This is a genomic window from Pseudomonas sp. P1_F7 (assembly GCF_056405655.1).
The window spans coordinates 110,015-133,363 of the sequence record NZ_JBFUBR010000010.1 but is presented as its reverse complement, the minus strand read 5'-3'; the positions used below and the strand labels follow the sequence as shown (position 1 = coordinate 133,363).

The following is a 23,349-nucleotide window of genomic DNA, read 5'->3' as shown; positions in this document are numbered from 1 at the left end:
TGCCCCCGACCTGCAAAGTGAAATCCGCAACGGCGATGACTCAGTCATGCAACGACGCATTGGATTTACGGTTGAGCCAGTACCAGGCCAGGATCCCGCCGGCGCCGATGGCGGCGAGGACCAGCGCGTTGTACGGCGCCGGCACCACTCGCATGATCAACACGGTCAGCCCGGCCCCGACCCCCAGGGACACTTCCTTGACGAACATGTTGTTTTGCTTGACCGAGAAGTAATCGAGGTAGCTGAAGGCGCATTCGGCGATCGACAGCAGCGCCACCCAGATCAGCGCCCCGGCGAGGGTTTCGACGTGGAATGCGGCAGGCGAAGACAGCACGGCAAAGCCGCCGACGATGATCCCGATCACCGCCACGACCTTGAAGCGCCCGGTGCGCTCGATCAGTTTCATCACCGGCACCTGGGCGAACACCACCACGGCGCTGTTGAGGATCAGCATCAAGCCGTACCAGGCCGGCAGCTCGCCGGTCTTGAGCAGAATCGCTTGCGGCAGAATCGAGAACACCCCGAACAGCTTGATGCCCATGATGATCCCGGCGATTACCCAGGGCAGTTTGTTGCCCCAGTTGCTGCCAACCTGACTGGCTGGGCGGGCTACCACCGGCTCGGAGGTGAAGGTCGCGCCAAGGGCGATCGGCAGGCACAGCAAAACGAACGCCGCCGCACCGAGGAAAAACATGGTTGGAGTGAGCAGTGGCGACAGCAGGATCAAACCGGCCACCAGGCTGCCCATGTTCATGGCCACGCGATTGTAGGCCGCGCCTTCCTTGGTCTGGGCCGCTTCGCTCTTGATCAGGTAACCGGCAATGGCAATGCCGTAGGCAAACAGTGCGGCGGCAAACATCACCATGCCTTGATTACTGGTCAGCGCCAGCAGCACCAGGCCAAGGCCGGCACACAGCAGCGTGACACTCAGGGAACGGCGGCCAAGCACCAGTAAAGTCAGGGGCAACAGCAGCAACAAGGCGCGATATCCAAGGGCCAGGATGCTGTTGGTGGCCGTGTCGAGCCAGACGTTGGCCTTGCCCAGCACCGCGAACAGCGAGACGGCGGTGATGATCCGGATCGTGAATAACCGCAGGTTAATGACCGGTTTAGCCACCGCGACCGTTGTTTCGACACTCATGCAACACCTCAGGAACCGGGTGAACGCCCGCCAACAAAGGCCGACATTCAGAAAAGTCTGTAAGGGCATGGTAGAGAGAGAGTCTTGTCCTGATCAGAGCAAGTTCGTATAGAATCCAACGAACTTTACTGCCGGAGAGACCAGTAAAATGCAGGTTCAACGTGCAGTCATTGCCGCCATTGAATTCCAGCCCGGCGTGCCGCTGGTGCAGCAGATCGTCGATCAACTGACCCAGGCCATCAGCACGGGTGGCCTGCCCCACGGCGCCAAGCTGCCGCCGATTCGCGAACTCTCCGACTTGATGAACGTGGGCAAGTCCACGGTGGTCGATGCCCTGGACCGCATGCGGGCCAAGGGGCTGGTGGTGTCTCGCCAGGGCTCCGGGCATTACGTGCATCGCTCCGAAGCGGCGCTGAAAAGTGGCACCGGCCCGGACCTGCAACCCCAGGACACCCTCAGCGTGATTCGTCGCGCCTTGCTGCTGGACAACGGCGCACTGCGCCCCGGCTGCGGTTTTCTGCCGACCTCGTGGCTACCCGCCGAAGAATTGCAGAAAGCCGTGCGCAGTACCCTGCGAGCAACGTCGTTGCGCATGGGCGAGTACGGCGTGGCCGGCGGTTACTTGCCGTTGCGCCAGGCCTTGCGGGTCAAACTGGCAACCTTCGGCATCGAAGCGCCGGTGGACCAGATCATCACCACGGCCAACACCATGCAGGCCATCGACCTGCTGATGCGCCTGCTGGTCAAACCCGGCGACACCGTGCTGCTCGACGACCCCTGCTACTTCAACATGCACGCCAACCTGGCGTTGCACGGGGCCAAAGTCATCACCATCGCCCGGGATTGCGACGGCATGGACCTCGACGCCTTCGAGCAACTGCTGATCGCCCACAAACCCGTGCTGTACATGACCAACAGCACGCTGCATAACCCCACCGGTCACTCGTTCACCCCGGCCCAGGTTTACCGCTTGCTGGAACTGAGCCACCGCCATGGCTTCCACATCGTCGAAGACGATCTGTATTGCGACATCCAGCAACGCCGCACCCCGCGCCTGGCGGCCAGCGGGCTGGACAACGTGAGTTATGTCTCCGGCTTCTCCAAGACCCTGACCGCCAACAGCCGCGTCAGCTACACCGTGCTCTCGCCACAATTGGCGGCACGCATGGTCGCCCTGAAAATGGCCTGCGGCGGGGTGACGTCGGAGCTGGCAGAGCAGATCACCTGCACCATGCTCAGCGACGGCAGCTACGCCAAGCATGCGCGGCGCACGGTGGATCGGTTGTACGAATCCAATAGCCGCGTGGCGAGTTGGCTTGCGGAGGCTGGGTGTTCGCTTTCCTCGCTGCCCGGCGAAGGCGTGTTTATCTGGGCGCGGTTGCCGGAGGGCTTGCACGCCGAGAATCTGGCTCGCCAAGGGCTGGAGAACAATATGGTGTTGGCGCCGGGCACGTTGCTGAGCAAAGGGCCGGATGCCAGCCATTTCCTGCGATTCAATGTGGCGCACAGCGACAGCTTGCAGGTGCGGGAGCGGTTTTTCCGGTTACTCGATACACAAAGTAAATAACCGACGCCCCCCAACCCTGTGGGAGCGAGCTTGCTCGCGATGAGGCCGTCACATTCAAAATTGATGCTGCCTGACACGCCGCCATCGCGAGCAAGCTCGCTCCCACAGGGGCCCGCGTCATGCTCGATATCAGCGATGACGCTAGTCCAATGTGGGAGCGGGCTTGCTCGCGAAGAGGCCGTCACATCCAGCATCAATATTGCCTGACCCACCGCCTTCGCGAGCAAGCCCGCTCCCACAGGGATTGCGGTGCCCAATGAGATCCCCGGCCACCAGATCGCTACGATTGCCGACCTCATCCTTGCCGGCTAACTTCGCCCGGTCGCTGCCAATTCAGCGACCGGGCCTGATAACCCGGGTAAGATACGGGCGCACAAGCGCCACCAATCACGATTGCCGGCGCTTTTTTGTGTCTACACACTCGTGCAATGGCGGCTGTGCGTGGGAGACCTTCGGGTCTGCCGGTTTCCTGTATCTCCGGTTTATCAGCCCACGCATAGCTGCCACCCTTCGCCTGATAACGAACGTGGTAGCTCTCAACTTGATACGGGAGTTTTACTCATGAACGCTATTGATCCGTCTGCTACACCAGTCATACCCCTCCACCTCCAGCCCAACAAGAGGTGAAGCCCAATGACCAATCCCCAAGACCTCAAAACCATCGGCCTCACCCCCTTCTCCTACCACGCCAACGAACCATTGTTCCGCATCAACGCCGGTGTCCCGCTGATCGAAGCCCTCTACCACGCCTCCGACCTGCTCCACCTCGCAAAACATCTCGCCTCAGACGCTGCCATGGTTCGCGACTCCGACCGACACGCCTGGGCCTCACATTTTTTGCAGGACATGAGCAAGGCAATTATCGATGACGTGGTGAAGGTGCTCGATGCACCGTGTAACAACCGCACATAAATGAAAAAGCCCCGCGCTTCGTTTGAAACGCGGGGCTTTTCAGATATTCGACGATGTGATCAGACGACTGCCAGTCGATCAACCATATCCGGAAACTTCTCAACCAACCTGATCAGCAAGGCGGCCTGAGCATTGGGCTTCGACTTTTCCTGCTCCCAGTTTCTCAGGGTGCTGGGGCTGGTTCGAATTCGCTTGGCGAAAACGGCCTGGGACATGTGTAGCTTTTCCCGTAGCGCAACGATTTCTTGCGCCCCCACCTCTGGTGCAGGGATGTCCTCCACAACCGTATTGCGCAATGTAATCTTGCCTTCGCGTTGAGCCGCCATCTCATCAACGCCCTGCATCAACTCTGCAAACAGGTCGCGTTTTTTCATGGGGTACCTCGTGGTATCGACTTGCAACTATAGGCAAATTGCTTATAGCTAAGCAAACCAAGAGTGCTCTTTGAGATGGGCTGTAATTTCGATGAACCAGGTACTCCGCCGCGCTGCCATCGCGAGCAAGCTCGCTCCCACAGGGTTCAGCGTCGTGCTCGATATCAGCGAAGACACTAGTCCTATGTGGCAGCGAGCCTGCTCGCGATGGCGGCAACACGGTTCATCAAAATTACCCCAACAAAAAGCCCCGCTCTTCTCTCGAAGGCGGGGCTTTTCTTTACAGCATCCGACGCTTAAGGCGCGTACGTCAGCAGCAACTCGGTCGGCACTTTGAAGTCCAGGGACATCATCACGCTCAACGCGGTAATGGTGAAGATCGAGAACACGAACAGCTTGCGTGCCCAGACCGTGTCATCCACTGCCTTGTAGCCGGTCCAGGCCATGTACAGCCAGTACATGCCCATGGCCGCGGCGACGGCGAGGTAGCTCATGCCGGCGTAGCCGCTGAAGGTCAGCATCAAGGTCGCCACGAGGAAGGCCAGGATGTAGATCAGGATGTGCTTCTTGGCCACCTGGATGCCGCGCTTCACTGGCAGCACCGGAATCGATGCGGCCAGGTAATCGTTGAAGCGGAAGATCGCGATGGCATAGGAATGCGGCATCTGCCACAGGCTGAACATCACCAGCAGGGTCAGCGCGGCCATGTCGAAGGTGTTGCTGACTGCGACGTAGCCAATCACCGGCGGCATGGCGCCCGACAGACTGCCCACCAGCGTGCCGTGAACCGACTTGCGCTTGAGGTACAGGCTGTAGAAGCCGACGTAGATCACGAAGCCGATCACCGCGAACAACGCGGCCAACGGGTTGGCCACTTTGTACAACAGGGCAACGCCGGCGACACCCAGGACGGTCGCATAGATCAGGGCCAGTTTCAGGGAGATCAAGCCCTGGACCAGCACGCGGTTCTTGGTGCGCTCCATCTTCAGGTCGATGTCGCGGTCGATGCAGTTGTTGAACACGCAACCGGAGGCAACCACCAGGGACGTGCCGATCATGGCGGCCAGGAAAATGGCCAGATCGACATGCCCTTTGGAGGCCAGGAAAAATCCGCCTGCCACAGAAAGCACGTTACCGAAAATGATCCCCGGTTTGGTGATTTGGATAAAGTGCTTAAGGGACATGCGGATCTACCTCACTTCGCCATCATGAACGTGTGGATGCTGAACATGATCCACAGCGACAAGCCAACCAGCAGGACAATCACGATCGCGGCAAAGACAAACGCAATCACGTTGTTACGCTGCGCGGCCGAGCGGTCCAGGTGGAGGAAGTACACCAGGTGCACCAGCACCTGGATGACTGCGAACGCGACGACGATCATCAGGGTGATCGACTTCGGCAGCGTCGGGTACATCACCAGACCGAACGGAATCAGGGTCAGGATCACCGACAGGATGAAACCGATGCCGTAGGACTTGACGCTGCCGTGACCGGCGTCGTGGCTGTCATGGGAGTGTGTGTTAGCCATTTACATAGTCCCCATCAGGTAAACAACGGTGAATACGCAGATCCACACGACGTCCAGGAAGTGCCAGAACAGGCTCAGGCAGCTCAGACGGGTCTTGTTGGTCGCCGTCAGGCCGTTTTTCTGCACCTGATACATCATGATCGCCATCCAGATCAGACCGCTGGTCACGTGCAGACCGTGGGTACCGACCAGGGTGAAGAACCCGGACAGGAAGCCGGAACGGCTAGGGCCGTAGCCCTCGGAGATCAGCATGTGGAACTCGTTGATCTCCATGCCGATGAAGCCGGCACCGAACAGGAAGGTCATGGCCAACCAGCCCAGGACCTGCTTCTTGTTGCCACGGAAGAACGCCAGCATGGCGAAGCCGTAGGTGATCGAACTGAACAGCAGCAGAGCGGTTTCGCCCAGTACGTATGGCAGTTCGAAGATGTCGTGGCCCGACGGGCCACCCGCTACGTTGTTAACCAGTACCGCGTACGCTGCGAAGATAGACGCAAACAGAATGCAGTCGGTCATCAGGTAGAGCCAGAAACCGAATACGGTCATCTCGCCCGAGTCGTGGTGATGGTCATCATGCCCATGTCCATCGACATGGGTGTGTCCAGCATTGGTCACTAAGTTCGACATGGTTTAAGCCTGTTCCAACGAGGTTTCAACACGGGTGGCGGTGGCCGGGATTTTCCCTGCCGCAACCAGACGCTTGTGCTGCTCGGCTTCGATGCGCTCGATCACGTCGACCGGCACCATATAGCCTTGATCATCACGGGCCGCGTGGATCACGAAGTAGATCACGGTGCCGGCCAGGCCAGCGATTGCCAGCCACCAGATGTGCCAGATCATCGCGAAACCGAACACGGTCAACAGCGCGCCCATGACCACACCGGTCGCGGTGTTGTTTGGCATGTGGATCGGCTCGTACTTGGCCGGGGCCTTGTACGCGGTGCCGTTTTCCTTGGCTTCGGTGAACGGGTCGACTACGTCGGCTTTTGGCAGCACGGCGAAGTTGTAGAACGGAGGTGGCGACGAGGTCGACCATTCCAGGGTGTGTGCATTCCACGGGTCGCCGTGTTCGCACATGTTTTCTGGTTTGTTGCGGTCACGCACGCTGACGTACAGCTGGATCAGCTGGCAAGCGATACCCACGGCGATCATCACCGCACCGAACATGGCGACGTACAGGTACGGCACCCACTCAGGGTTGGTGGTGGCGTTCAGGCGACGGGTCATGCCCATGAAGCCCAGAGCGTAGAGCGGCATGAACGCGACGAAGAAGCCCGAGATCCAGAACCAGAACGCAGCCTTGCCCCAGCCTTCGTGCAGCTTGAAGCCGAACGCTTTAGGGAAGTAGAAACCGAAACCGGCGATGTAACCGAATACCGCACCGCCGATGATCACGTTATGGAAGTGCGCGATCACGAACAGGCTGTTGTGCAGAACGAAGTCGGCACCCGGGATGGCCAGCAGTACGCCGGTCATGCCGCCGATGGCGAAGGTCACCATGAAGCCCAGGGTCCACAGCACCTGGCTGGTGAAACGCAGACGGCCCTGGTAGATGGTGAACAGCCAGTTGAACAGTTTCACACCCGTCGGAATGGAAATCAGCATCGTCGCCAGACCGAAGAAGGCGTTGACGCTGGCACCCGAACCCATGGTGAAGAAGTGGTGCAGCCAAACCATGAAGCCCAGGATCGAGATTGCGCCCGATGCGTAGACCATCGAGTGGTGGCCGAACAGTTTCTTGCCGGTGAAGGTCGAGATGACTTCGGAGAAGATACCGAACGCTGGCAGGATCAGGATGTACACCTCAGGGTGACCCCACGCCCAGAACAGGTTCACGTACATCATCGGATTGCCACCAAGTTCATTGGTGAAAATGTGGAAATCCATGTAACGGTCAAGCGTCAGCAGTGCCAGGGTAGCGGTCAGGATCGGGAACGAAGCCACGATCAGGACGTTGGCCCAGGTGCAGGTCCAGGTGAAGATCGGCATGTCCATCAGCTTCATGCCAGGGGTACGCATTTTCAGCACGGTGGCCAGGAAGTTGACCCCCGTCAGCGTCGTACCTAAACCGGATAGCTGTAGCGCCCAGATGTAGTAGTCCATCCCCACGCCAGGGCTGTATTGCAGGCCCGACAGCGGTGGATAAGCAACCCAGCCGGTCTTGGCGAATTCGCCGACGCCCAGGGACAGGTTGATCAGCACTACGCCGGAAACCAGCAGCCAGAAGCTCAGGGAGTTCAGGAACGGGTAGGCAACGTCACGCGCGCCGATCTGCAGCGGCACTGCAAGGTTCATCAGGCCGGTGAAGAATGGCATCGCCATGAAGATGATCATGATCACACCGTGAGCGGTGAAGATCTGGTCATAGTGTTCAGGTGGCAGGTAGCCAGGCGAACCCTCGGTGGCCATGGCCAGCTGGGTACGCATCATGATGGCGTCGGCAAAGCCGCGCAGCAGCATGACCATGGCGACGATGATGTACATCACGCCGATTTTCTTGTGGTCGACCGACGTCAGCCACTCGGTCCACAGGTAGGTCCACTTCTTGAAGTAGGTGATTGCAGCGAACAGCGCCAGACCACCGAGCGCGATCATGGAGATGGTTATCATCACGATCGGTTCGTGGAACGGGATCGCTTCCCAACTTAATTTACCAAACATCGTTTACTCCTCTGCCCCGGCAGCTGAATGCGAGTTCATGTCCATTCCTTGCGTAGCGGCCACTTCTTTCTCTTCTTTCTCGTGCTTCACTTTCGGACCCGGTTTCATGCCTTCGTACTTGTCGACGATGGTCTGGAACAGGTTCGGCGTCACCGAGGAGTAGAGCTCGACTGGGTTGTTCTGGCTCTGCTTGGAAAGGGCTGCGTATTCAACTTGTTCAAGCTGTTTAGGTGCCTTTTTGACTTCACTTACCCAGGCGTCGAAATCTTCCTGGGAAGTTGCGATCGCTTTGAATTTCATACCGGTGAAACCCGCGCCGCTGTAGTTGGCGGAGATACCGTCCATCTCAGCGTTCTCGTTGGCGATCAAGTGCAGCTTGGTCTGCATGCCCGCCATCGCGTAGATCTGGCCGCCCAGCGCAGGGATGAAGAACGAGTTCATCACGGCGTCAGAAGTGATCTTGAAGTTGATCGGGGTGTGCGCCGGGAAAACGATCTTGTTGACCGTGGCGATACCTTGTTCCGGGTAGATGAACAGCCACTTCCAGTCCAGCGCGACCACTTCGATGGTCACAGGCTTGACGTCGGACTCCAGCGGCTTGTACGGATCCAGCGCGTGGGTCGACTTGTAGGTGACGTAACCCAGGGCAATGATGATCAGCACTGGAACAGCCCACACCGCGATCTCGATCTTGGTGGAGTGGTTCCATTTCGGGGTATAGGTGGCGTTGGTGTTGGACGCGCGGTATTTCCAGGCGAACAGGAAGGTCATGACGATGACCGGCACCACGACCAACAGCATCAGCAGCGTTGCGGTGATGATCAGGTTTCGCTCGTCCAGACCAACCTGGCCCTTGGGATTGAGCAAGGTCATGTTGCAGCCTGACAGCAACAACGTGCCGATCAGCGGCAATAAGCCTAGTAGTCTGGGGTACCTGTTTTTACTCATCTCACGACCTCTAAAGCAGCTTGCGCAATGCAGTTGGGTTTTGATCGCCAACACTTCACCCTGCCAAGGGTTGGCATTTTTCTTGGATTGAATAAGGGCATGCCCGTCGTGCGTCAGACGCTGTACGACAAATCCCGGGCCTGCGGTGAGTTCTTATTCGAATTCGTGGTCAAAGGCCTTGTTACAGACCAATTCCATTTGGTGCGGGTAGTTGGAGGCTCCGACACCTGGGCATCGCATGAAGCCACCAGACCTCTCGACACCCTGTTTCTGCTCACGCCTGGTTAAGATTTGAGCAGTGCCGGGGATTCAGTGCGGGCGATTGTAGATATGTAACGCCCTATAAACCATGTCTCATCCCGAAATAATTTTTATCTGAACCGGCAACAATCATTAACCGTTTTCGCAAAAGTGGCGCATCTTATCGAAATTAATTCTCAACAAAAACACCACAATAAGTAGGTCTTCCACCCACAGTTCAGACAGTATCGGGTCCCTCCTCACTGCCCCTCACCTTGCCCGAGGCCCGATATGACGGGGGCTCCGGCCATTCGCCAGCCCCTGTTAAAACTGCCTGCTCGCGTTCGGAATGGAAAAAACCAGAAGCCTGCAAAACAGCCCAATTTCGTTACGTTTTCATGCACCAATCCGGCTTCCTCGAACGCCCTACGACACCGACTCTGTGACAACATGTCGCACATGTGTCGCACCCTTGATTGCCACCCGTCACGGTCTTTTTACCCGGCCTCTGAAATGCGCTCTGCAAGACAAAAAAAGCCCCGGCCCTCTCTGCGAGGACCGGGGCTTTTTTGTCCGACAATGCGTGGCGGCAGATGACCTCAGCGCAGCGCTTTGCGGTTACGCGACGTCAGCAAAGGCACCAGCACCACGATCAGCACGAAGGCGACCAGCGCCCACTGCGCCAGCGACAGGCCGAGGATCGGCGGGTATGGCGTGGAGCAAAAACCATCGACCTGGAAACCCAACGGAAAGATCTTCGCCAGCGGCAAATCATCGACAATCGGTTGCAGCACATCGATGCCGCAACTGACCGCCGGATAGAACTGCGTATAGACGTGATGCCCGGCAACGCCGACGCCTGCCAGCGCGCAGATCACCACCAGGGTTTCAAACACCGTGATGCTGCGACGGCTGCGCATGGCCGCGCCGATGAAGGCAAAGATCGCGATCAGCAGCAACGCGTAACGTTGCAGGATGCACAGCGGACAAGGCGCCTCGCCCAGAACAATTTGCATGTACAGCGCGCCGCCGATCAACGCCAGGCAAATGATGCCCAACAACACCAGGTAGCGCCGTTCACGCCCCAACCGCATGGATTCATCGCTCATCGCGTTTCCCTTGAAAATTTCGATTGCCCGCCAGTCTACACGCTGGCCCGGACCTTTGAGAGTCTGGAGCATGTCAGGGGGATTCGGGGGAATAGACGACAAGGCGGTTAAGAAGGGATTAACTTTTCAGCTTTTTTCAGTTCAGGACCGAGGTGAAGCAATCGCGGGCAAGCCCGCTCCCACAGGGATTTGTGTCGATCCTGATTGATGTGAACGACACAAAACCTGTGGGAGCGTGGCTTGCCCGCGATGGAGGCGACTCGGTCTTATTCCAGCGCCGCTGCCGGCCCGAAGAACTCGTAACGGCTTTGCTTCTCCGGCACGCCCAGGGCTTTGAGGTGGCGCTTGATCGACGCCATGAAACCTTTCGGCCCCAGGAAGTAAGCATCCAGGTCACGCTGCTCCGGCAGCCATGCATGCAACTGCTGCTGGCTCAACAAACCGACCTTGTGCGCCGCCGGGCTCACGCCGTCGTCCTCGGAGTAGCAATAGAAGCGCTTGAGTTGCGGGTGACGCTCGGCCAGGCCATCGATCCAGTCGCGGAAGGCATGGACGCTGCCGTTGCGCGCGCAGTGGATGAAATGCACGGGCCGCTGAGTCTCCAGCGCCGCTTCGAGCATCGCCAGGGTCGGGGTGATGCCGACGCCGCCGCTGATCAACACCAACGGTTTGTCGCTGGCGGTCAGGGTGAACTCGCCCGATGGCGGAAACAACTGGATGCTGGCTCCGACGTGCAACTGGTCATGCAGGTAGTTGGAAGCGCGGCCACCGGCTTCACGCTTGACGCTGATGCGGTACTGGCCTTTGTTCGCCAGCGCCGACAGCGAGTAGTTGCGACGGATTTCTTCACCGTCGAGGATCAGTTTCATGCCGATGTACTGGCCAGGTTCCGCCACCAGGATCGGGCCTTTGTCCGCGGGTTCAAAGTAGAACGAAGTGATCTCGGCGCTCTCCTCGACCTTGCCCGCCACGATGAATTCCCGCGCCCCGCGCCAGCCACCGGGGGCCTGCTCTTTCTGGTCGTAGATGCTGGTTTCGGCACCGATCAGGATGTCCGCCAGTTGGCCGTAAGCCGCGCCCCAGGCCGCGATCACTTCAGGGGTGGCGATCTCTTCGCCCAGCACTTCGGCGATGGCCCGCAGCAAGCAGGAGCCGACAATCGGGTAGTGCTCCGGCAGGATCTGCAAGGCCACGTGTTTGTTGATGATCTTGGCCACCAGGTCGCCCAACTGATCGAGCTGGTCGATATGGCGCGCATACATCAATACGCCGTTGGCCAAGGCACGCGGCTGATCACCGCTGGTCTGGTGGGCCTGGTTGAACAGCGGGCGGACTTCCGGGTATTCGGAGAGCATCATGCGGTAGAAGTGCGTGATCAGCGCTTCACCACCGCTTTCAAGCAGCGGCACGGTGGATTTGACGATGGCACGGTCTTGAACGCTCAGCATAAGGTGACTCCTGGTCTTCTTGGATTGCTAACGGATTACCCTATGCTTATCAGCTTCCATGCCAACTATTTAATCGTTATAAATCAATAAGTTAATAACAAGATAGTCATTTAGACACTGCCTGACTTATAGTCATACCGACTACACGGAGTCACTATGACTGCAAAACCCCTGCTCACCGCCCTGCTACCCCTGGTCTCCGACCTGTCCCGCGAACTGCCCGAGGGCGAGCGTTATCGCCGCCTGCTGGAAGCCATGCGCGCCCTGCTGCCGTGCGACGCCGCCGCCCTGCTGCGCCTTGATGGTGAATGGCTGGTGCCGCTGGCCGTCGACGGCTTGAGTACCGATACCCTCGGTCGACGCTTTAAGGTCAGCGAACACCCGCGTTTCGAAGCGCTGCTCAGCAGCCCCGGCCCGACCCGTTTCGCTGCCGACAGCGACTTGCCTGACCCCTATGACGGCCTGGTCGATGGCCTGGATGATCATCTGGAAGTCCACGACTGCATGGGTTGCCCTCTGTTCATCGACGAGCGCCCATGGGGCCTGCTGACCCTCGATGCCCTCGACCCGGAGCGCTTCGAGCCCATCGAGCTGGATGCCCTGCAAGCCTTCGCCAGCCTCGCGGCCGCCACGGTCAACGCCGCCGAACGCATCGAGCGGTTGAACAACCGGGTCGAAGATGAACATCAGCGCGCCGAGGTCTACCGCCAGGCCAGCGGCCAGCAGAATCGCGAGATGATCGGCCAGAGCAAGACCCACAAGCGTTTGGTCGAAGAAATCAGTCTGGTGGGCGGCAGCGATTTGACCGTGCTGATCACTGGCGAAACCGGGGTCGGCAAGGAGTTAGTGGCCCAGGCCATCCATGCCGCCTCGCCCCGCGCCGACAAGCCGATCATCAGCCTCAACTGCGCCGCGCTGCCTGACACCTTGGTGGAAAGCGAGTTGTTCGGCCATGTTCGCGGCGCCTTCACCGGGGCGATGAACGACCGCCGCGGCAAGTTCGAGCTGGCCAATGGCGGCACGCTGTTTCTCGATGAAGTCGGTGAGTTGTCGCTGACCGTGCAGGCCAAATTGCTGCGGGTGTTGCAGAGCGGTCAACTGCAGCGACTGGGCTCGGACAAGGAGCATCAGGTCGACGTGCGCCTGATCGCGGCGACCAACCGCGACCTCGCCGAAGAAGTACGCAGCGGCCGTTACCGCGCCGACTTCTACCATCGCCTCAGCGTTTATCCGCTGCTAGTGCCGGCCCTGCGCGATCGCGGGCGCGATGTGCTGCTGCTCAGCGGTTACTTCCTGGAGCAAAATCGCTCGCGCATGGGCCTCAACAGCCTGCGCCTGAACAGCGACGCCCAGGCCGCGCTATTGGCCTACGACTGGCCCGGCAATGTGCGCGAACTTGAGCATTTGATCGGCCGCAGCGCCTTGAAGGCCTTGGGTAACTGCAAGGAACGGCCAAGGATTCTCAGCTTGAGTGCCGCCGACCTGGACTTGCCCAACGTCAGCGTTGAAGCCGCTACCGAACAACCCGTCGCCAGCGTCACGCAAGCGGTGACCGGCGATTTGCGCGAGGCCACCGAGCGTTATCAGCGTCAATTGATCGGTGCTTGCCTGGAACGGCACGACAACAACTGGGCAAGCGCGGCCCGTGAGCTAGGCCTGGATCGGGCGAACCTGGGGCGGATGGCCAAAAGGCTCGGCATGAAGTGATGGCCCCATCGCGAGCAAGCTCGCTCCCACAGTGGATTTCAGTGGACACAACATTTGTGTTCACCTCGGCCACCTGTGGGAGCGAGCTTGCTCGCGATGGCGTTCTACCACTCACTGAATTACTAAAGCCTGCCCCAAACAAGTCGATAACCCGGCATCGAAGTCATTGGCGATCCCGGGATTGCCCGTCACCTTTTTCCAGAGAAGGTTCCTATGTCCTCCACCAAAGCCCGCGCAGACTCACTTTCGCTTCTGCTGTTTACCCTGCGCAGCGGCAAGCTGATGGCAATCAACCTGCTCAAGGTCAGCGAAATCATTCCCTGCCCGCCGCTGACCAAACTGCCGGAGTCGCACCCCCACGTCAAAGGCATCGCCACCCTGCGTGGTGCCTCGCTGTCGGTGATCGACCTCAGCCGTGCCATTGGCGAGCGTCCGCTGGAAGACCCGAATGGCGGCTGCCTGATCGTCACCGACGTCAGCCGCTCCAAGCAGGGCCTGCACGTGCAGGCCGTGAGCAAGATCGTCCATTGCCTGACCACCGACATCCGCCCGCCGCCCTTCGGCTCCGGTGGTTTGCGCGCCTACATCACCGGCGTGACGTCGGTCGATGGCACCTTGGTGCAAGTGCTGGACATCGAAAAAGTCATCCACGGCATCGCCCCGGCACAAATCGAAATGGCGCCGACCGAACTGAGCATGGAAGACGCCGAACTGCTCGGCAACGCGCGCATCCTGGTGGTCGATGACAGTCAGGTCGCCTTGCAGCAATCGGTGCACACCCTGCGTAACCTTGGCCTGCAATGCCATACAGCCCGCAGCGCCAAGGAAGCCATCGACTGCCTGCTGGACCTGCAAGGCACCGCGCAGCAGATCAACCTGATCGTCTCGGACATCGAAATGTCGGAAATGGACGGCTACGCCTTCACCCGCACCCTGCGGGAAACCCCGGATTTCGCGCATCTTTATGTACTGCTGCACACGTCGCTGGACAGTGCGATGAACGCCGAGAAAGCACGGCTGGCGGGGGCGAACGCGGTGCTGACCAAATTCTCTTCGCCGGAATTGACCCAGTGCCTGATCACCGCGGCCAAGGCTGTTGCCGAACAGGGTTATTGAGTGTTGACCGAAGAATTCTGCTGGCTGATGCGGCGCGACCTCTCTGTCGTCGTGCCGTCCCCCGATTGGCCAGCCGGCCTGCAACTGAGCGAATACCACCCCGAACTGGCCACCGCCGTGCACCGGTTGATGGAGTTCGGTTATCTCGACGGCGGCGGGCGTGTAGCCGCGCTGGACATGTGGCAACGGCAGCTGGAAACCGATCCGGAATATGACCCGGCCCTGTGCTTCATTGCCCTGGATGCCGAAGGCGTGGTGGGCGTGTGTCAGTGCTGGACCAGTGCCTATATCAAGAACCTGGTGGTGCATCCGCGGTTTCAGGGCCGCGGGTTAGGGCGTGCACTGTTGTTGCAGGCGTTCAAGATATTCCAGCAGCGGCGTGAAGGCTTCGTGGACCTCAAGGTACGTGAAGACAACCTTCGGGCGCGGCGCTTGTATGAAAGCGTCGGGATGCGCGCAGTCCGCCGGGAACCGGTTCCGCTCTGATACCGCCATCGCGAGCAGGCTCGCGATGGGGTCCGCATATTCGACTTAAAACCTTCAGGCATACTCACGCCTTGGCCACTCGATACCAAGGAAGCCCAAGCCATGAAGACTGCCAGCCTCACCCTCCTCTGCCTCACCGCCCTTACCATCCAGGCCCACGCCTCCAGCCCCGACGCCTGGGCCACCTACGATAAAGCCGTACTCGCCGGATGCACCAAGGCCAGCGGCCTGAAGGACGCCAAACCCGTGGGCAACGCTGCGCAGTTCGATGACCGGGTCGGCTACACCGCACTGCTGCTCCAGGGCCAGTACCCGCAAAAGCACATGAAAGGTGCACAAGGCACCGAGCTTTGCCTCTACAACAAAAAGAGCAAAACCGCGTACGTCACCGAATGGGACTCCATCCGCCCGGCCAGCAAGGCGAACTGAGTGGCGCATAATTTGCTTCGATAGCGGCTTTTGTGGCGGCATTCTGTCGCCGTTTCATGCCCTGTGATGCGAATGAACGCTAAATGAATACGACGTTTTCCTGCGTAGGCTGCGGCAAATGCTGCAACGACCACCATGTGCCCCTGACCCTGAGCGAAGCCCGGATGTGGGCAGCCGACGGTGGTCAGGTGATCGTCCTGGTGGAAGCGTTTCTGGGCAACGGCCTGGGTCTGCCGGTGCAACAACGGGAACACGCCGAACGCCGTTCGGCAGCAGTGCGCAGCGGCGAATCCGAGGTGTACGTAGCCATCACCTTCGCCGCCTACAATGTCGGCCCCTGCCGGAATCTTGACGAGGACAACCTCTGCCGCATCTACGAACGCCGGCCGTTGGTGTGCCGTATCTATCCGATGGAAATCAATCCGCACATTCCCCTGAACACCGCCGTTAAGGAATGTCCACCTGAGTCGTGGGAAAAAGGACCGGACCTGATTGTCGGTGGTGAGTTGGTCGACCGGGAATTGTCGGAGTTGATCCAGCGCTCCCGTCAGGCGGATCGTAATGACATTCTGATGAAGGACGCGATTTGTGCGTTGCTGGGGATTCGCACGACGGCCCTGAAGGGCGACGGGTTTACCGCTTATCTTCCGGATATGGCGGAGTTCGCCACGATCATCGATGAACTGACCGGGCAAACGCTGCCTGAGTGGGCCAGCGAATGGCGGTTTCATGTGTCGGGGGATGATATTGCCAGCCAAGTGCTGGCCGCAGGTGCGCAAGTGGCAGCGGATGCGCCGGCGAACTATGCGTTTATTTCATTGCGGGCGGCTTGATCCGAAGGATTCGTCACCTGTAATGGCCCCATCGCGAGCAAGCTCGCTCCCACAAGGATCACCAATGAACACATATTTTGTGTACGACGATGATTACTGTAGGAGCGGGCTTGCCCGCGATGACGGCGGCGCTGTTATCGCAAAGTCCGGATTTAGCGCTTACCCATCGACCGACGAGTCCCCGGCGGTGCCATGCCCGGCGTCTTGGTGTGGCCGTTCTTGGCGCCGTTTTTGTACCACGGCTGGTTCGAGCCCTTGGCGGCCGCCAGTTCGCCCGGCTTGAACGGGAACTTGAATGCAGGGATCTCGGCTTTGGTTTCGCTGTCAGCGCTGGAGTCGACGCTGTCTGGCAGTGCTGCCTGCACGTCGCTCTGGGCGTCGGCGACCGGCGGTTGTTTCGGGGAAGTCATGAAAGCTCCGGGTGATGCATGAAGTGTCGGGCCCGGTGAGTGGGCCGCATGCCACAGTATAAGAAGTGCGGCAGTATAACTGGATGGAGCACCGCAAGCTGCAAGCTTGCATTGACCGCCTGACGACTCGCACAAATCCCGCGAAGAATGTTAGCGTGCTCATCATTCTTCATCGCCCGACGAGCCCGCCTCCCATGAAAAAGACTGTCCTGGCTTTCAGCCGCGTCACCTCGCAAATGGTCGAACGCCTGCAACAAGATTTCGATGTCATCGTGCCGAATCCGAAAAACGGCGACATCAACGCCCAATTCAATGAAGCCCTGCCCCACGCCCACGGCCTGATCGGCGTCGGTCGCAAACTCGGCCGCGCCCAACTGGAAAACGCCGCCAGGCTGGAAGTGGTCTCCAGCGTCTCGGTGGGCTACGACAACTATGACCTGGCCTACTTCAACGAACGCGGGATCATGCTGACCAACACGCCAGATGTGCTCACCGAAAGCACCGCCGACCTGGCGTTTGCCCTGTTGATGAGCAGCGCGCGCCGCGTTGCTGAACTGGATGCCTGGACCAAGGCCGGGCAATGGCAGGCCACTGTCGGTGCGCAGCTGTTCGGTTGCGATGTGCACGGCAAGACGCTGGGCATTGTCGGCATGGGCAACATCGGTGCGGCCATCGCCCGACGCGGTCGCCTGGGGTTCAACATGCCGGTCATCTACAGCGGTAACAGTCGCAAGACCGAGCTGGAACAGGAGCTCGGCGCGCAGTTACGCAGCCTTGATCAACTGCTGGCCGAGGCCGATTTCGTCTGCCTGGTGGTGCCGCTCAGCGAGCAGACCAAACACCTCATCAGCCATCGCGAACTGGCACTGATGAAGCCGAGCGCCATTCTGGTGAACATCGCCCGTGGCCCGGTAGTGGATGAACCGGCGCTGATCGAAGCACTGCAAAACAATCGCATTCGTGGTGCCGGGCTGGACGTGTACGAAAAAGAACCGCTGGCCGAATCGCCACTGTTCCAGCTGAAAAACGCCGTGACCTTGCCGCACATCGGCTCGGCCACCCATGAAACCCGCGATGCAATGGCCAACCGTGCCCTGGCCAACTTGCGTAGCGCCCTGTTGGGCGAGCGACCGCAGGACCTGGTCAACCCGCAAGTCTGGAAGGGTTAACGCAAAACGGGCAGGTGTTACAAGCGCCTGCCCGTTTAATACAAAAAATCCACTCTCAACTTATTAAACAACTCTCTGAGTACACACACTGCAACCCAGTCAACCTCCAAACAACAAAGACACGCGATAGACTCTCCGCACTTACCCAAGCACTACGGGAACAATAACGGAGATCACCAACTTGAACCCATTCACAACAAGCCAAGTCATTCGACTCAGCAAAGCCACACTGATGTTATTTATCAGCCTCTTTGGATTGCTGATGCTATACAACAACTTCACGGACTACTCGACCAATTATGAATACATTGCTCATATCCTGAGCATGGACACCACCAATGATCAACACAAATACAGCCACAGGGCTATTACTTCAACCATACTGCACCACCGCATTTACTGGCTGATCATTACACTTGAAGTGGTCTACACCCTATGCTGCCTACTCGGCACCTATTACCTTTACAAAAATATCAACACCAGCCGCGAACAATTTCACGAAGCTAAAAAACCTGCACTAATAGGGTTAGTGATCGCCCTTTTTCTTTATTACGTTGGCTTTCAAGTGATCGGCGCCGAATGGTTCAACATGGATGAGTCGAAAACATGGAACTACAAGGACAGGGCTCGACATATTATTGATTTCATCTTTCCGCTCTTGATATACATCGCGATGAAAATCGAGCGCTGAGTCACTCAGCATTCGCCCCCTCAGGCCAGCTTGCCGTTGCCCAGCACCTGCGGCATTTTCGGTTTGCGAAACACCAGTACGTTACCCGACATCACCAAGACCAGCCCCAACAGTGCCGGCACCGTCCATTGATAACCCTCGGCGAACGCTGACACGTTGAGCGCCACCACCGGGAACAGCACCGTGCAGTACGCAGCCCGCTCAGGCCCCATGCGGCCGACCAGTGTCAAGTAAGCGGTGAAACCGATCACCGACCCCGGAATCACCAGGTACAGCAACGACCCGATGTAACGCGCGCTCATTTCCATATCGAAGGGAATGCCTTTGACCAGGCACCACACCGAAAGCATTACCGCGCCGTAAGCCATGCCCCAGGCGTTGGTGGTCAACGGCTTGAGACCGGCTTTCTGTTGCAGGCTCGAAAGCATGTTGCCCGCCGAGAAACACAAAGTGCCACACAGAGCCAGACCGAGGCCCAGCAAAGTTTCCGGGCTGGCGGTATGCCCGGCCAGTTCCGGCCAGAACAGCAGCCCCAGCCCAAGCAGGCCCAGCGCACCGCCCATCAGCACATTGCGGGCGATTCTCCGACCGAAGAACACCCGCGCGTTGAGGGCATTCCACAGGGTGGCGGTAGAAAACACCACAGCCACCAGGCCGCTGGGGATCCACTGGCTCGCAGTGAGGAAGCACATGAAGTTGACACAGAACAGGCACAGGCCCTGAGCGAGGCAAATCAGGTGCCCGCGACGGTTCATCACTTGCAGGCGCCGGCTGAGCAGCAGGATCACGAACAGCACCAGCGCAGCGAGGCCGAAGCGATAGACAATCGACACGGGAATGGCCACCACGCCCAGTTGCCATTTCAAGGCAATCCAGGTGGTGCCCCAGATCAGCACGGTCAGCAAATACAAAGAAAGGTTCATGGCAAAGGCTCCTCGATAGGTGCCCAGTGTCCGGCGCCACGTCCTGGCGCACTTGCATAAACTTGCGCTTTTGTCTGGCGACAGGCTGGCAGGGGAACATCTACGGAGTAGGATGCAAGGCGTTGGAGAGAACCGATATGGCCGCACTGGACAACCTGCAAGTCTTTCAAGCCCTCAACCGCTCGCCGAATGCTCGTCTCGAGCACAGCGCCGAGCTCGGTGACGGCTTGTCCGCAGCCTTGTGGAGCAATCACCACGATGCCCAGGATTACGAAGCGCCCAGCCACCACACGTTGTCCTGTTACCTCGCCGGCGGCACCGGCACCTTTCGCCGCGACCAGCCCGGCAACAAGGGTGGTCCGGACAAACTGTGCATCCTGCCGGCCGACCACCAGTCAGGTTGGGTGATCAACGGCGATATTCGCCTGGCGCACCTGTATTTCAGCCCCGAACAATTTGCCCTCGGCTGCGTCACCCTGCTCGATCGCGAGCCACGGGAAATGCAACTGCGCGAACAGACCTTTCTCGATGATCCGCAGCAGGCGCTGCGCTTTCGGCAGTTGATCACCTTGAACTGGGACGAGCCGGGCGAACGCCTGCTGACCAGCAGCCTGGCTCACGAGTTGCTCAGCCATGCCCTGCTCAGCCAGGTCAACGCCCGGCAAGGCCTGCGCCTTAAAGGCGGGTTGGCCGCGCATCAGCGTCGGCATCTGGTGGAGTTCATCGACAGCGATCTGGACGAGGCCATCAGCCTCGGTCAGTTGGCGGCGTTGTGCGCGTTGTCGGAATACCACTTCGCACGGATGTTCCGCGAGAGTTTCGGCTTGCCGCCCCATCAGTATGTGCTGGCACGACGCCTGAACCGGGCGCGGGAGTTGCTGCGCACGACCTCGCAACCACTGGGGGAGATTGCGCTGGCCTGTGGATTTTCCAGCGCCAGCCATTTCACCAACCGCTTTCGCCAGGCCCTGGGCGGAACGCCTGGTGAGTATCGACAGGCGTTTTTGCGCTAGGTGCGGGATTTTCGGTGTCTTTCAGGCCGCCATCGCGAGCCGGCTCCGGGCGGCGTTCCGACGATGAACGATGACGCGGTCTGTCGTCAGAACTCCAAGGTGCTCGATAGCGTCACCTGCCGCGAATCCCCCATCGACACAAAAAACCGACTCGCCGCCGAGGTGTAGTAAGTGCGGTCAAACAGGTTCTTCACGTTGAGCTGAAACTTGACCTTTTGCCCCTCGACCTTGGTGTCGTAGGTAGCGAACGCATCCACCACGGTGTAGCTCGGCAGATCGAAATCGTTCACCGCGTTGCCCGCCCGCTCACCCACATAACGCGCCCCGGCGCCGACCCGCAGTTGGTCGCCGCCAATGACGCTGCCGAAGTCATAGACGGCCGACAACGAGCCACTGTTCTTGGCGACGTTTTGCAACTGATTGCCTTTGTAAACCGGGTCTTCGGTGACTTCGGCATCGGTGTAGGCATAGCTGCCGATCATGCTCCAGCGATCGGTGAGCTGCCCGCTCAAGTCCACTTCCAGGCCACGGGAACGCACTTCACCGGCGGCACTGTAAATCGTGGTCGGACCTTCGGCGTTGGCCACCAGCACGTTGCGCTTCTTGATGTCGAACAGCGCGATGTTGCCGGTGACGCGGCCCGGTAGATCAAGCTTGGCCCCCAGCTCCCAGGACTTGGCTTCTTCCGGCGCGATGCCGCCGTCAAGCACGGTACTGCTGCCGCTCAATGGCGCGATGGTCGAGTTGGGTTTGAACGACTCGGTGTAGCTGCCGTAGAACGACAATGCGTCGGTGTACTTGTACACCAGGCCGGCGCGCGGCACCCATTTCTGCCCGTTACTGTCGGTGTTGGCGTGGAACGGCACACCTTTGCCGGCGTACTGGTCGTACGCCTGGAAGCGCGCACCGGCCACCAGAATCCACTGATCGTTGAGGTGGATGGAATCCTGCAGGAACACCGAATCGCTACGCAGTTCATCGGTCTGCGCGCTGTCGGGAGCGCTGACGGTGGTACCCGGCACTTCGCGACCATATACCGGATTGACGTAACTGAAGGTGGTCAGGCTTTTCTGGCGGATCAGGTCTTCGCGGAAGATCTTGCGGTATTCGTCATCGACGCCGAACAGCAGGTCGTGCTGCATGCCGAGCACATTCACGTTGCCTTCGAGGCTTGCGGTGGTGAAACGGTCGGTGCTGATCGCGTTCTGCGTGCCGTCCATGCTGCGGGTCAGCGTGCCCTTTTTGGTGTCGATGGCGGTCACGCGCACCTGGCTGGCGTCGTAGGTTTCGCGGTTCCAGCTGTAGCCGAAATGGGCTTTCCAGTTGTCGTTGAGTTCGTGATCGGCCTCGAAGTGATAGAGGTCCGAACGCCCTTCCATGTTGTTGAACGGCTCGTCGAGACGCTCGTTGCGCGAAATGTCCAGCGGATGGTTGGTGCGTGGATCGATCAGCGTGCCGCGGTCGAATGGCGTGAGGAATTCGCGGTGTTCATAGGAGAACAGCAGCTTGGTGCTTTCGCCGTACCAGGCCAGGGATGGTGCGATCAGGCTCTCGCGATGCACACCGAAGTTACGCCAGTAATCTTCGTCTTCGTAGTCCAGCACCATGCGGTAGGCCAACCCGGAATCGCCGAGGGCACCGGTGCTGTCGAGGCCGCCGCCGCTGCCGTTCTTGCCGTCGCCATAGCTCGAACCGCGCGCGGTCAGCGCGTTGTACTGCTCAAACTCGGGCTTCTTGCTGACCATGTTGACCACGCCGCCCGGATCCTGAATGCCGTAGAGCAACGAGGCCGGGCCCTTGAGCACTTCGACCCGATCCACGCTGGCGTTGAGGCCACGGCCCTGCACGATCGGCATGCCGTCACGCATGATCGAGCCGTTACGGTTGTCGCCAAAACCGCGGACCATCACCGAATCCTGGGTGCTGCCCAAGGTGTTGGCCTGGGTGATGCCGCTGACATTGGCCAGGGCGTCATCGAGATTGCGCGGCGCCTGGTCGCGGATGACCTGGGCCGGGACGACGTTGATCGTCTGCGGGATTTCCTGAATCGGGGCCGAGGAGCGCATCACCGAAGAGGTCGATGGCGGCTGGTAGCTCATGGAATCGTCCATCACCGAGGTGATAGTGGTCGCGCCCAGGTTCAACGCACCTTCGGTCGGCCGCGGTTCCAGCGCCATGGTGTGGCCGTCGGTGCGACGGAACGTCAAGCCCGAACCTGCGAGCAGTCGCTGCAGGGCTTGTTCGGCGCTCATCTGGCCATTGACCGCCGGCGCATTGAGGCCGTACGGCGCTTCATTCGTGTAGACGACACTGATGCCGGTCACCCGGCTGAAATCACTCAGGGCCTGGGGCAGCGGTTTGGCGGCCAGGGAAAAACTGAACTGCGCACGTTGCTGGCTGTTACCGGCCTCAGCGGCCAGCGCCACGCTCGGCGGCAGCAACGCCAATGCCGAAAAGCTCAACGCAGAAACACCCAACCATTGTTTGACCGAACCCGATTTTGCCCTGGACTTCATTGCTCATGACCTGTGTAGAACTGCAACGGATGCGAATGACTCGCAGTTTCAGTCACTACACGGATGGCAATCGGGTTTACCTCATCACAATTTGAAAATATTTTTACTTGAGTGATTGAGTGCCT

The 23,349-nt window shown here is 59.4% G+C and carries 23 protein-coding genes; 11 read left to right on the top strand and 12 right to left on the bottom strand.

Features of this window, described 5'->3' with window-relative positions; all coding sequences use genetic code 11:
* Positions 1–40 precede the first annotated feature (40 nt).
* Positions 41–1,141 carry a hypothetical protein gene (locus AC1D1M_RS16045; protein ID WP_477776401.1) on the bottom strand — a complete coding sequence of 367 codons (1,101 nt, stop codon included), beginning with the start codon at positions 1,139–1,141 and terminating at the stop codon, positions 41–43.
* A 148-nt stretch (positions 1,142–1,289) separates the two neighbouring features.
* Here AC1D1M_RS16045 and AC1D1M_RS16040 point away from each other — a divergent pair, with 148 nt between their 5' ends.
* Together AC1D1M_RS16040 and AC1D1M_RS16035 are read left to right on the top strand one after the other, a co-directional pair.
* Positions 1,290–2,708 carry an aminotransferase-like domain-containing protein gene (locus AC1D1M_RS16040; protein ID WP_477776400.1) on the top strand — a complete coding sequence of 473 codons (1,419 nt, stop codon included), beginning with the start codon at positions 1,290–1,292 and terminating at the stop codon, positions 2,706–2,708.
* A 633-nt stretch (positions 2,709–3,341) separates the two neighbouring features.
* Positions 3,342–3,620: a DUF3077 domain-containing protein gene (locus tag AC1D1M_RS16035; protein ID WP_477776399.1), complete on the top strand. Its 279-nt coding sequence runs from the start codon at positions 3,342–3,344 to the stop codon at positions 3,618–3,620.
* A gap of 59 nt (positions 3,621–3,679) precedes the next feature.
* On the opposite strand, the gene AC1D1M_RS16030 is transcribed toward AC1D1M_RS16035, so the two are convergent.
* The 6 genes from AC1D1M_RS16030 to cyoA form a co-directional block, all read right to left on the bottom strand.
* On the bottom strand, positions 3,680–3,994 hold the full coding sequence (locus tag AC1D1M_RS16030) for a helix-turn-helix domain-containing protein (RefSeq protein ID WP_007970375.1): 315 nt from the start codon (positions 3,992–3,994) through the stop codon (positions 3,680–3,682).
* A 296-nt stretch (positions 3,995–4,290) separates the two neighbouring features.
* Entirely contained in the window at positions 4,291–5,178 is an 888-nt protein-coding gene (cyoE, locus tag AC1D1M_RS16025) for a heme o synthase (protein WP_007986830.1), read from the bottom strand.
* Between the two features lie 11 nt (positions 5,179–5,189).
* A complete protein-coding gene (gene cyoD, locus AC1D1M_RS16020) occupies positions 5,190–5,525 on the bottom strand; it encodes a cytochrome o ubiquinol oxidase subunit IV (protein WP_008046747.1) in 336 nt (111 codons plus the stop codon).
* On the bottom strand, positions 5,526–6,152 hold the full coding sequence (locus AC1D1M_RS16015) for a cytochrome o ubiquinol oxidase subunit III (RefSeq protein ID WP_056728483.1): 627 nt from the start codon (positions 6,150–6,152) through the stop codon (positions 5,526–5,528).
* Positions 6,153–6,155: 3 nt separating this feature from the next.
* Positions 6,156–8,186, bottom strand: a complete 2,031-nt coding sequence (cyoB, locus tag AC1D1M_RS16010) for a cytochrome o ubiquinol oxidase subunit I (RefSeq protein ID WP_110660131.1) — start codon at positions 8,184–8,186, stop codon at positions 6,156–6,158.
* Positions 8,187–8,189: 3 nt separating this feature from the next.
* On the bottom strand, positions 8,190–9,134 hold the full coding sequence (gene cyoA, locus AC1D1M_RS16005) for a ubiquinol oxidase subunit II (protein WP_477776398.1): 945 nt from the start codon (positions 9,132–9,134) through the stop codon (positions 8,190–8,192).
* A 27-nt stretch (positions 9,135–9,161) separates the two neighbouring features.
* On the opposite strand from cyoA, the gene AC1D1M_RS16000 reads away from it, so the two are divergent.
* Positions 9,162–9,422, top strand: coding sequence for a hypothetical protein (locus tag AC1D1M_RS16000; RefSeq protein WP_007970369.1), 261 nt, complete (start codon positions 9,162–9,164; stop codon positions 9,420–9,422).
* 551 nt (positions 9,423–9,973) lie between these two features.
* Here AC1D1M_RS16000 and AC1D1M_RS15995 read toward each other — a convergent pair.
* Both AC1D1M_RS15995 and hmpA read right to left on the bottom strand, forming a co-directional pair.
* Positions 9,974–10,483, bottom strand: a complete 510-nt coding sequence (locus tag AC1D1M_RS15995) for a disulfide bond formation protein B (RefSeq protein WP_477776397.1) — start codon at positions 10,481–10,483, stop codon at positions 9,974–9,976.
* Between the two features lie 266 nt (positions 10,484–10,749).
* Positions 10,750–11,931, bottom strand: a complete 1,182-nt coding sequence (gene hmpA, locus AC1D1M_RS15990) for an NO-inducible flavohemoprotein (protein WP_477776396.1) — start codon at positions 11,929–11,931, stop codon at positions 10,750–10,752.
* A gap of 156 nt (positions 11,932–12,087) precedes the next feature.
* On the opposite strand from hmpA, the gene norR reads away from it, so the two are divergent.
* From norR to AC1D1M_RS15965, 5 genes are all read left to right on the top strand, one after another.
* Positions 12,088–13,638, top strand: a complete 1,551-nt coding sequence (norR, locus tag AC1D1M_RS15985; protein ID WP_477776395.1) for a nitric oxide reductase transcriptional regulator NorR — start codon at positions 12,088–12,090, stop codon at positions 13,636–13,638.
* Positions 13,639–13,851: 213 nt separating this feature from the next.
* Positions 13,852–14,754 carry a chemotaxis protein CheV gene (locus AC1D1M_RS15980; RefSeq protein ID WP_008046758.1) on the top strand — a complete coding sequence of 301 codons (903 nt, stop codon included), beginning with the start codon at positions 13,852–13,854 and terminating at the stop codon, positions 14,752–14,754.
* A 27-nt stretch (positions 14,755–14,781) separates the two neighbouring features.
* On the top strand, positions 14,782–15,240 hold the full coding sequence (locus AC1D1M_RS15975) for a GNAT family N-acetyltransferase (protein ID WP_477776548.1): 459 nt from the start codon (positions 14,782–14,784) through the stop codon (positions 15,238–15,240).
* Positions 15,241–15,342: 102 nt separating this feature from the next.
* Positions 15,343–15,669 (top strand): hypothetical protein, encoded by a 327-nt coding sequence (locus AC1D1M_RS15970; RefSeq protein ID WP_477776394.1) that lies wholly within the window; start codon positions 15,343–15,345, stop codon positions 15,667–15,669.
* Positions 15,670–15,752: 83 nt separating this feature from the next.
* Entirely contained in the window at positions 15,753–16,502 is a 750-nt protein-coding gene (locus AC1D1M_RS15965; RefSeq protein ID WP_477776393.1) for a YkgJ family cysteine cluster protein, read from the top strand.
* A 152-nt stretch (positions 16,503–16,654) separates the two neighbouring features.
* On the opposite strand, the gene AC1D1M_RS15960 is transcribed toward AC1D1M_RS15965, so the two are convergent.
* Positions 16,655–16,912: a hypothetical protein gene (locus AC1D1M_RS15960; protein WP_477776392.1), complete on the bottom strand. Its 258-nt coding sequence runs from the start codon at positions 16,910–16,912 to the stop codon at positions 16,655–16,657.
* Between the two features lie 194 nt (positions 16,913–17,106).
* Here AC1D1M_RS15960 and AC1D1M_RS15955 point away from each other — a divergent pair, with 194 nt between their 5' ends.
* Both AC1D1M_RS15955 and AC1D1M_RS15950 read left to right on the top strand, forming a co-directional pair.
* Positions 17,107–18,081, top strand: coding sequence for a 2-hydroxyacid dehydrogenase (locus AC1D1M_RS15955; RefSeq protein WP_477776391.1), 975 nt, complete (start codon positions 17,107–17,109; stop codon positions 18,079–18,081).
* A gap of 181 nt (positions 18,082–18,262) precedes the next feature.
* A complete protein-coding gene (locus tag AC1D1M_RS15950; RefSeq protein WP_477776390.1) occupies positions 18,263–18,772 on the top strand; it encodes a DUF2165 family protein in 510 nt (169 codons plus the stop codon).
* Positions 18,773–18,792: 20 nt separating this feature from the next.
* Here the strand turns inward: AC1D1M_RS15950 and AC1D1M_RS15945 are convergent, their stop codons facing one another.
* Positions 18,793–19,695 carry a DMT family transporter gene (locus tag AC1D1M_RS15945; RefSeq protein WP_477776389.1) on the bottom strand — a complete coding sequence of 301 codons (903 nt, stop codon included), beginning with the start codon at positions 19,693–19,695 and terminating at the stop codon, positions 18,793–18,795.
* 137 nt (positions 19,696–19,832) lie between these two features.
* Here AC1D1M_RS15945 and AC1D1M_RS15940 point away from each other — a divergent pair, with 137 nt between their 5' ends.
* Complete coding sequence (locus AC1D1M_RS15940; protein ID WP_477776388.1) at positions 19,833–20,708, top strand: helix-turn-helix domain-containing protein; 876 nt, start codon at positions 19,833–19,835, stop codon at positions 20,706–20,708.
* A gap of 86 nt (positions 20,709–20,794) precedes the next feature.
* Here AC1D1M_RS15940 and AC1D1M_RS15935 read toward each other — a convergent pair whose 3' ends face one another.
* Complete coding sequence (locus tag AC1D1M_RS15935) at positions 20,795–23,224, bottom strand: TonB-dependent siderophore receptor (protein WP_477776387.1); 2,430 nt, start codon at positions 23,222–23,224, stop codon at positions 20,795–20,797.
* Positions 23,225–23,349 lie beyond the last annotated feature (125 nt).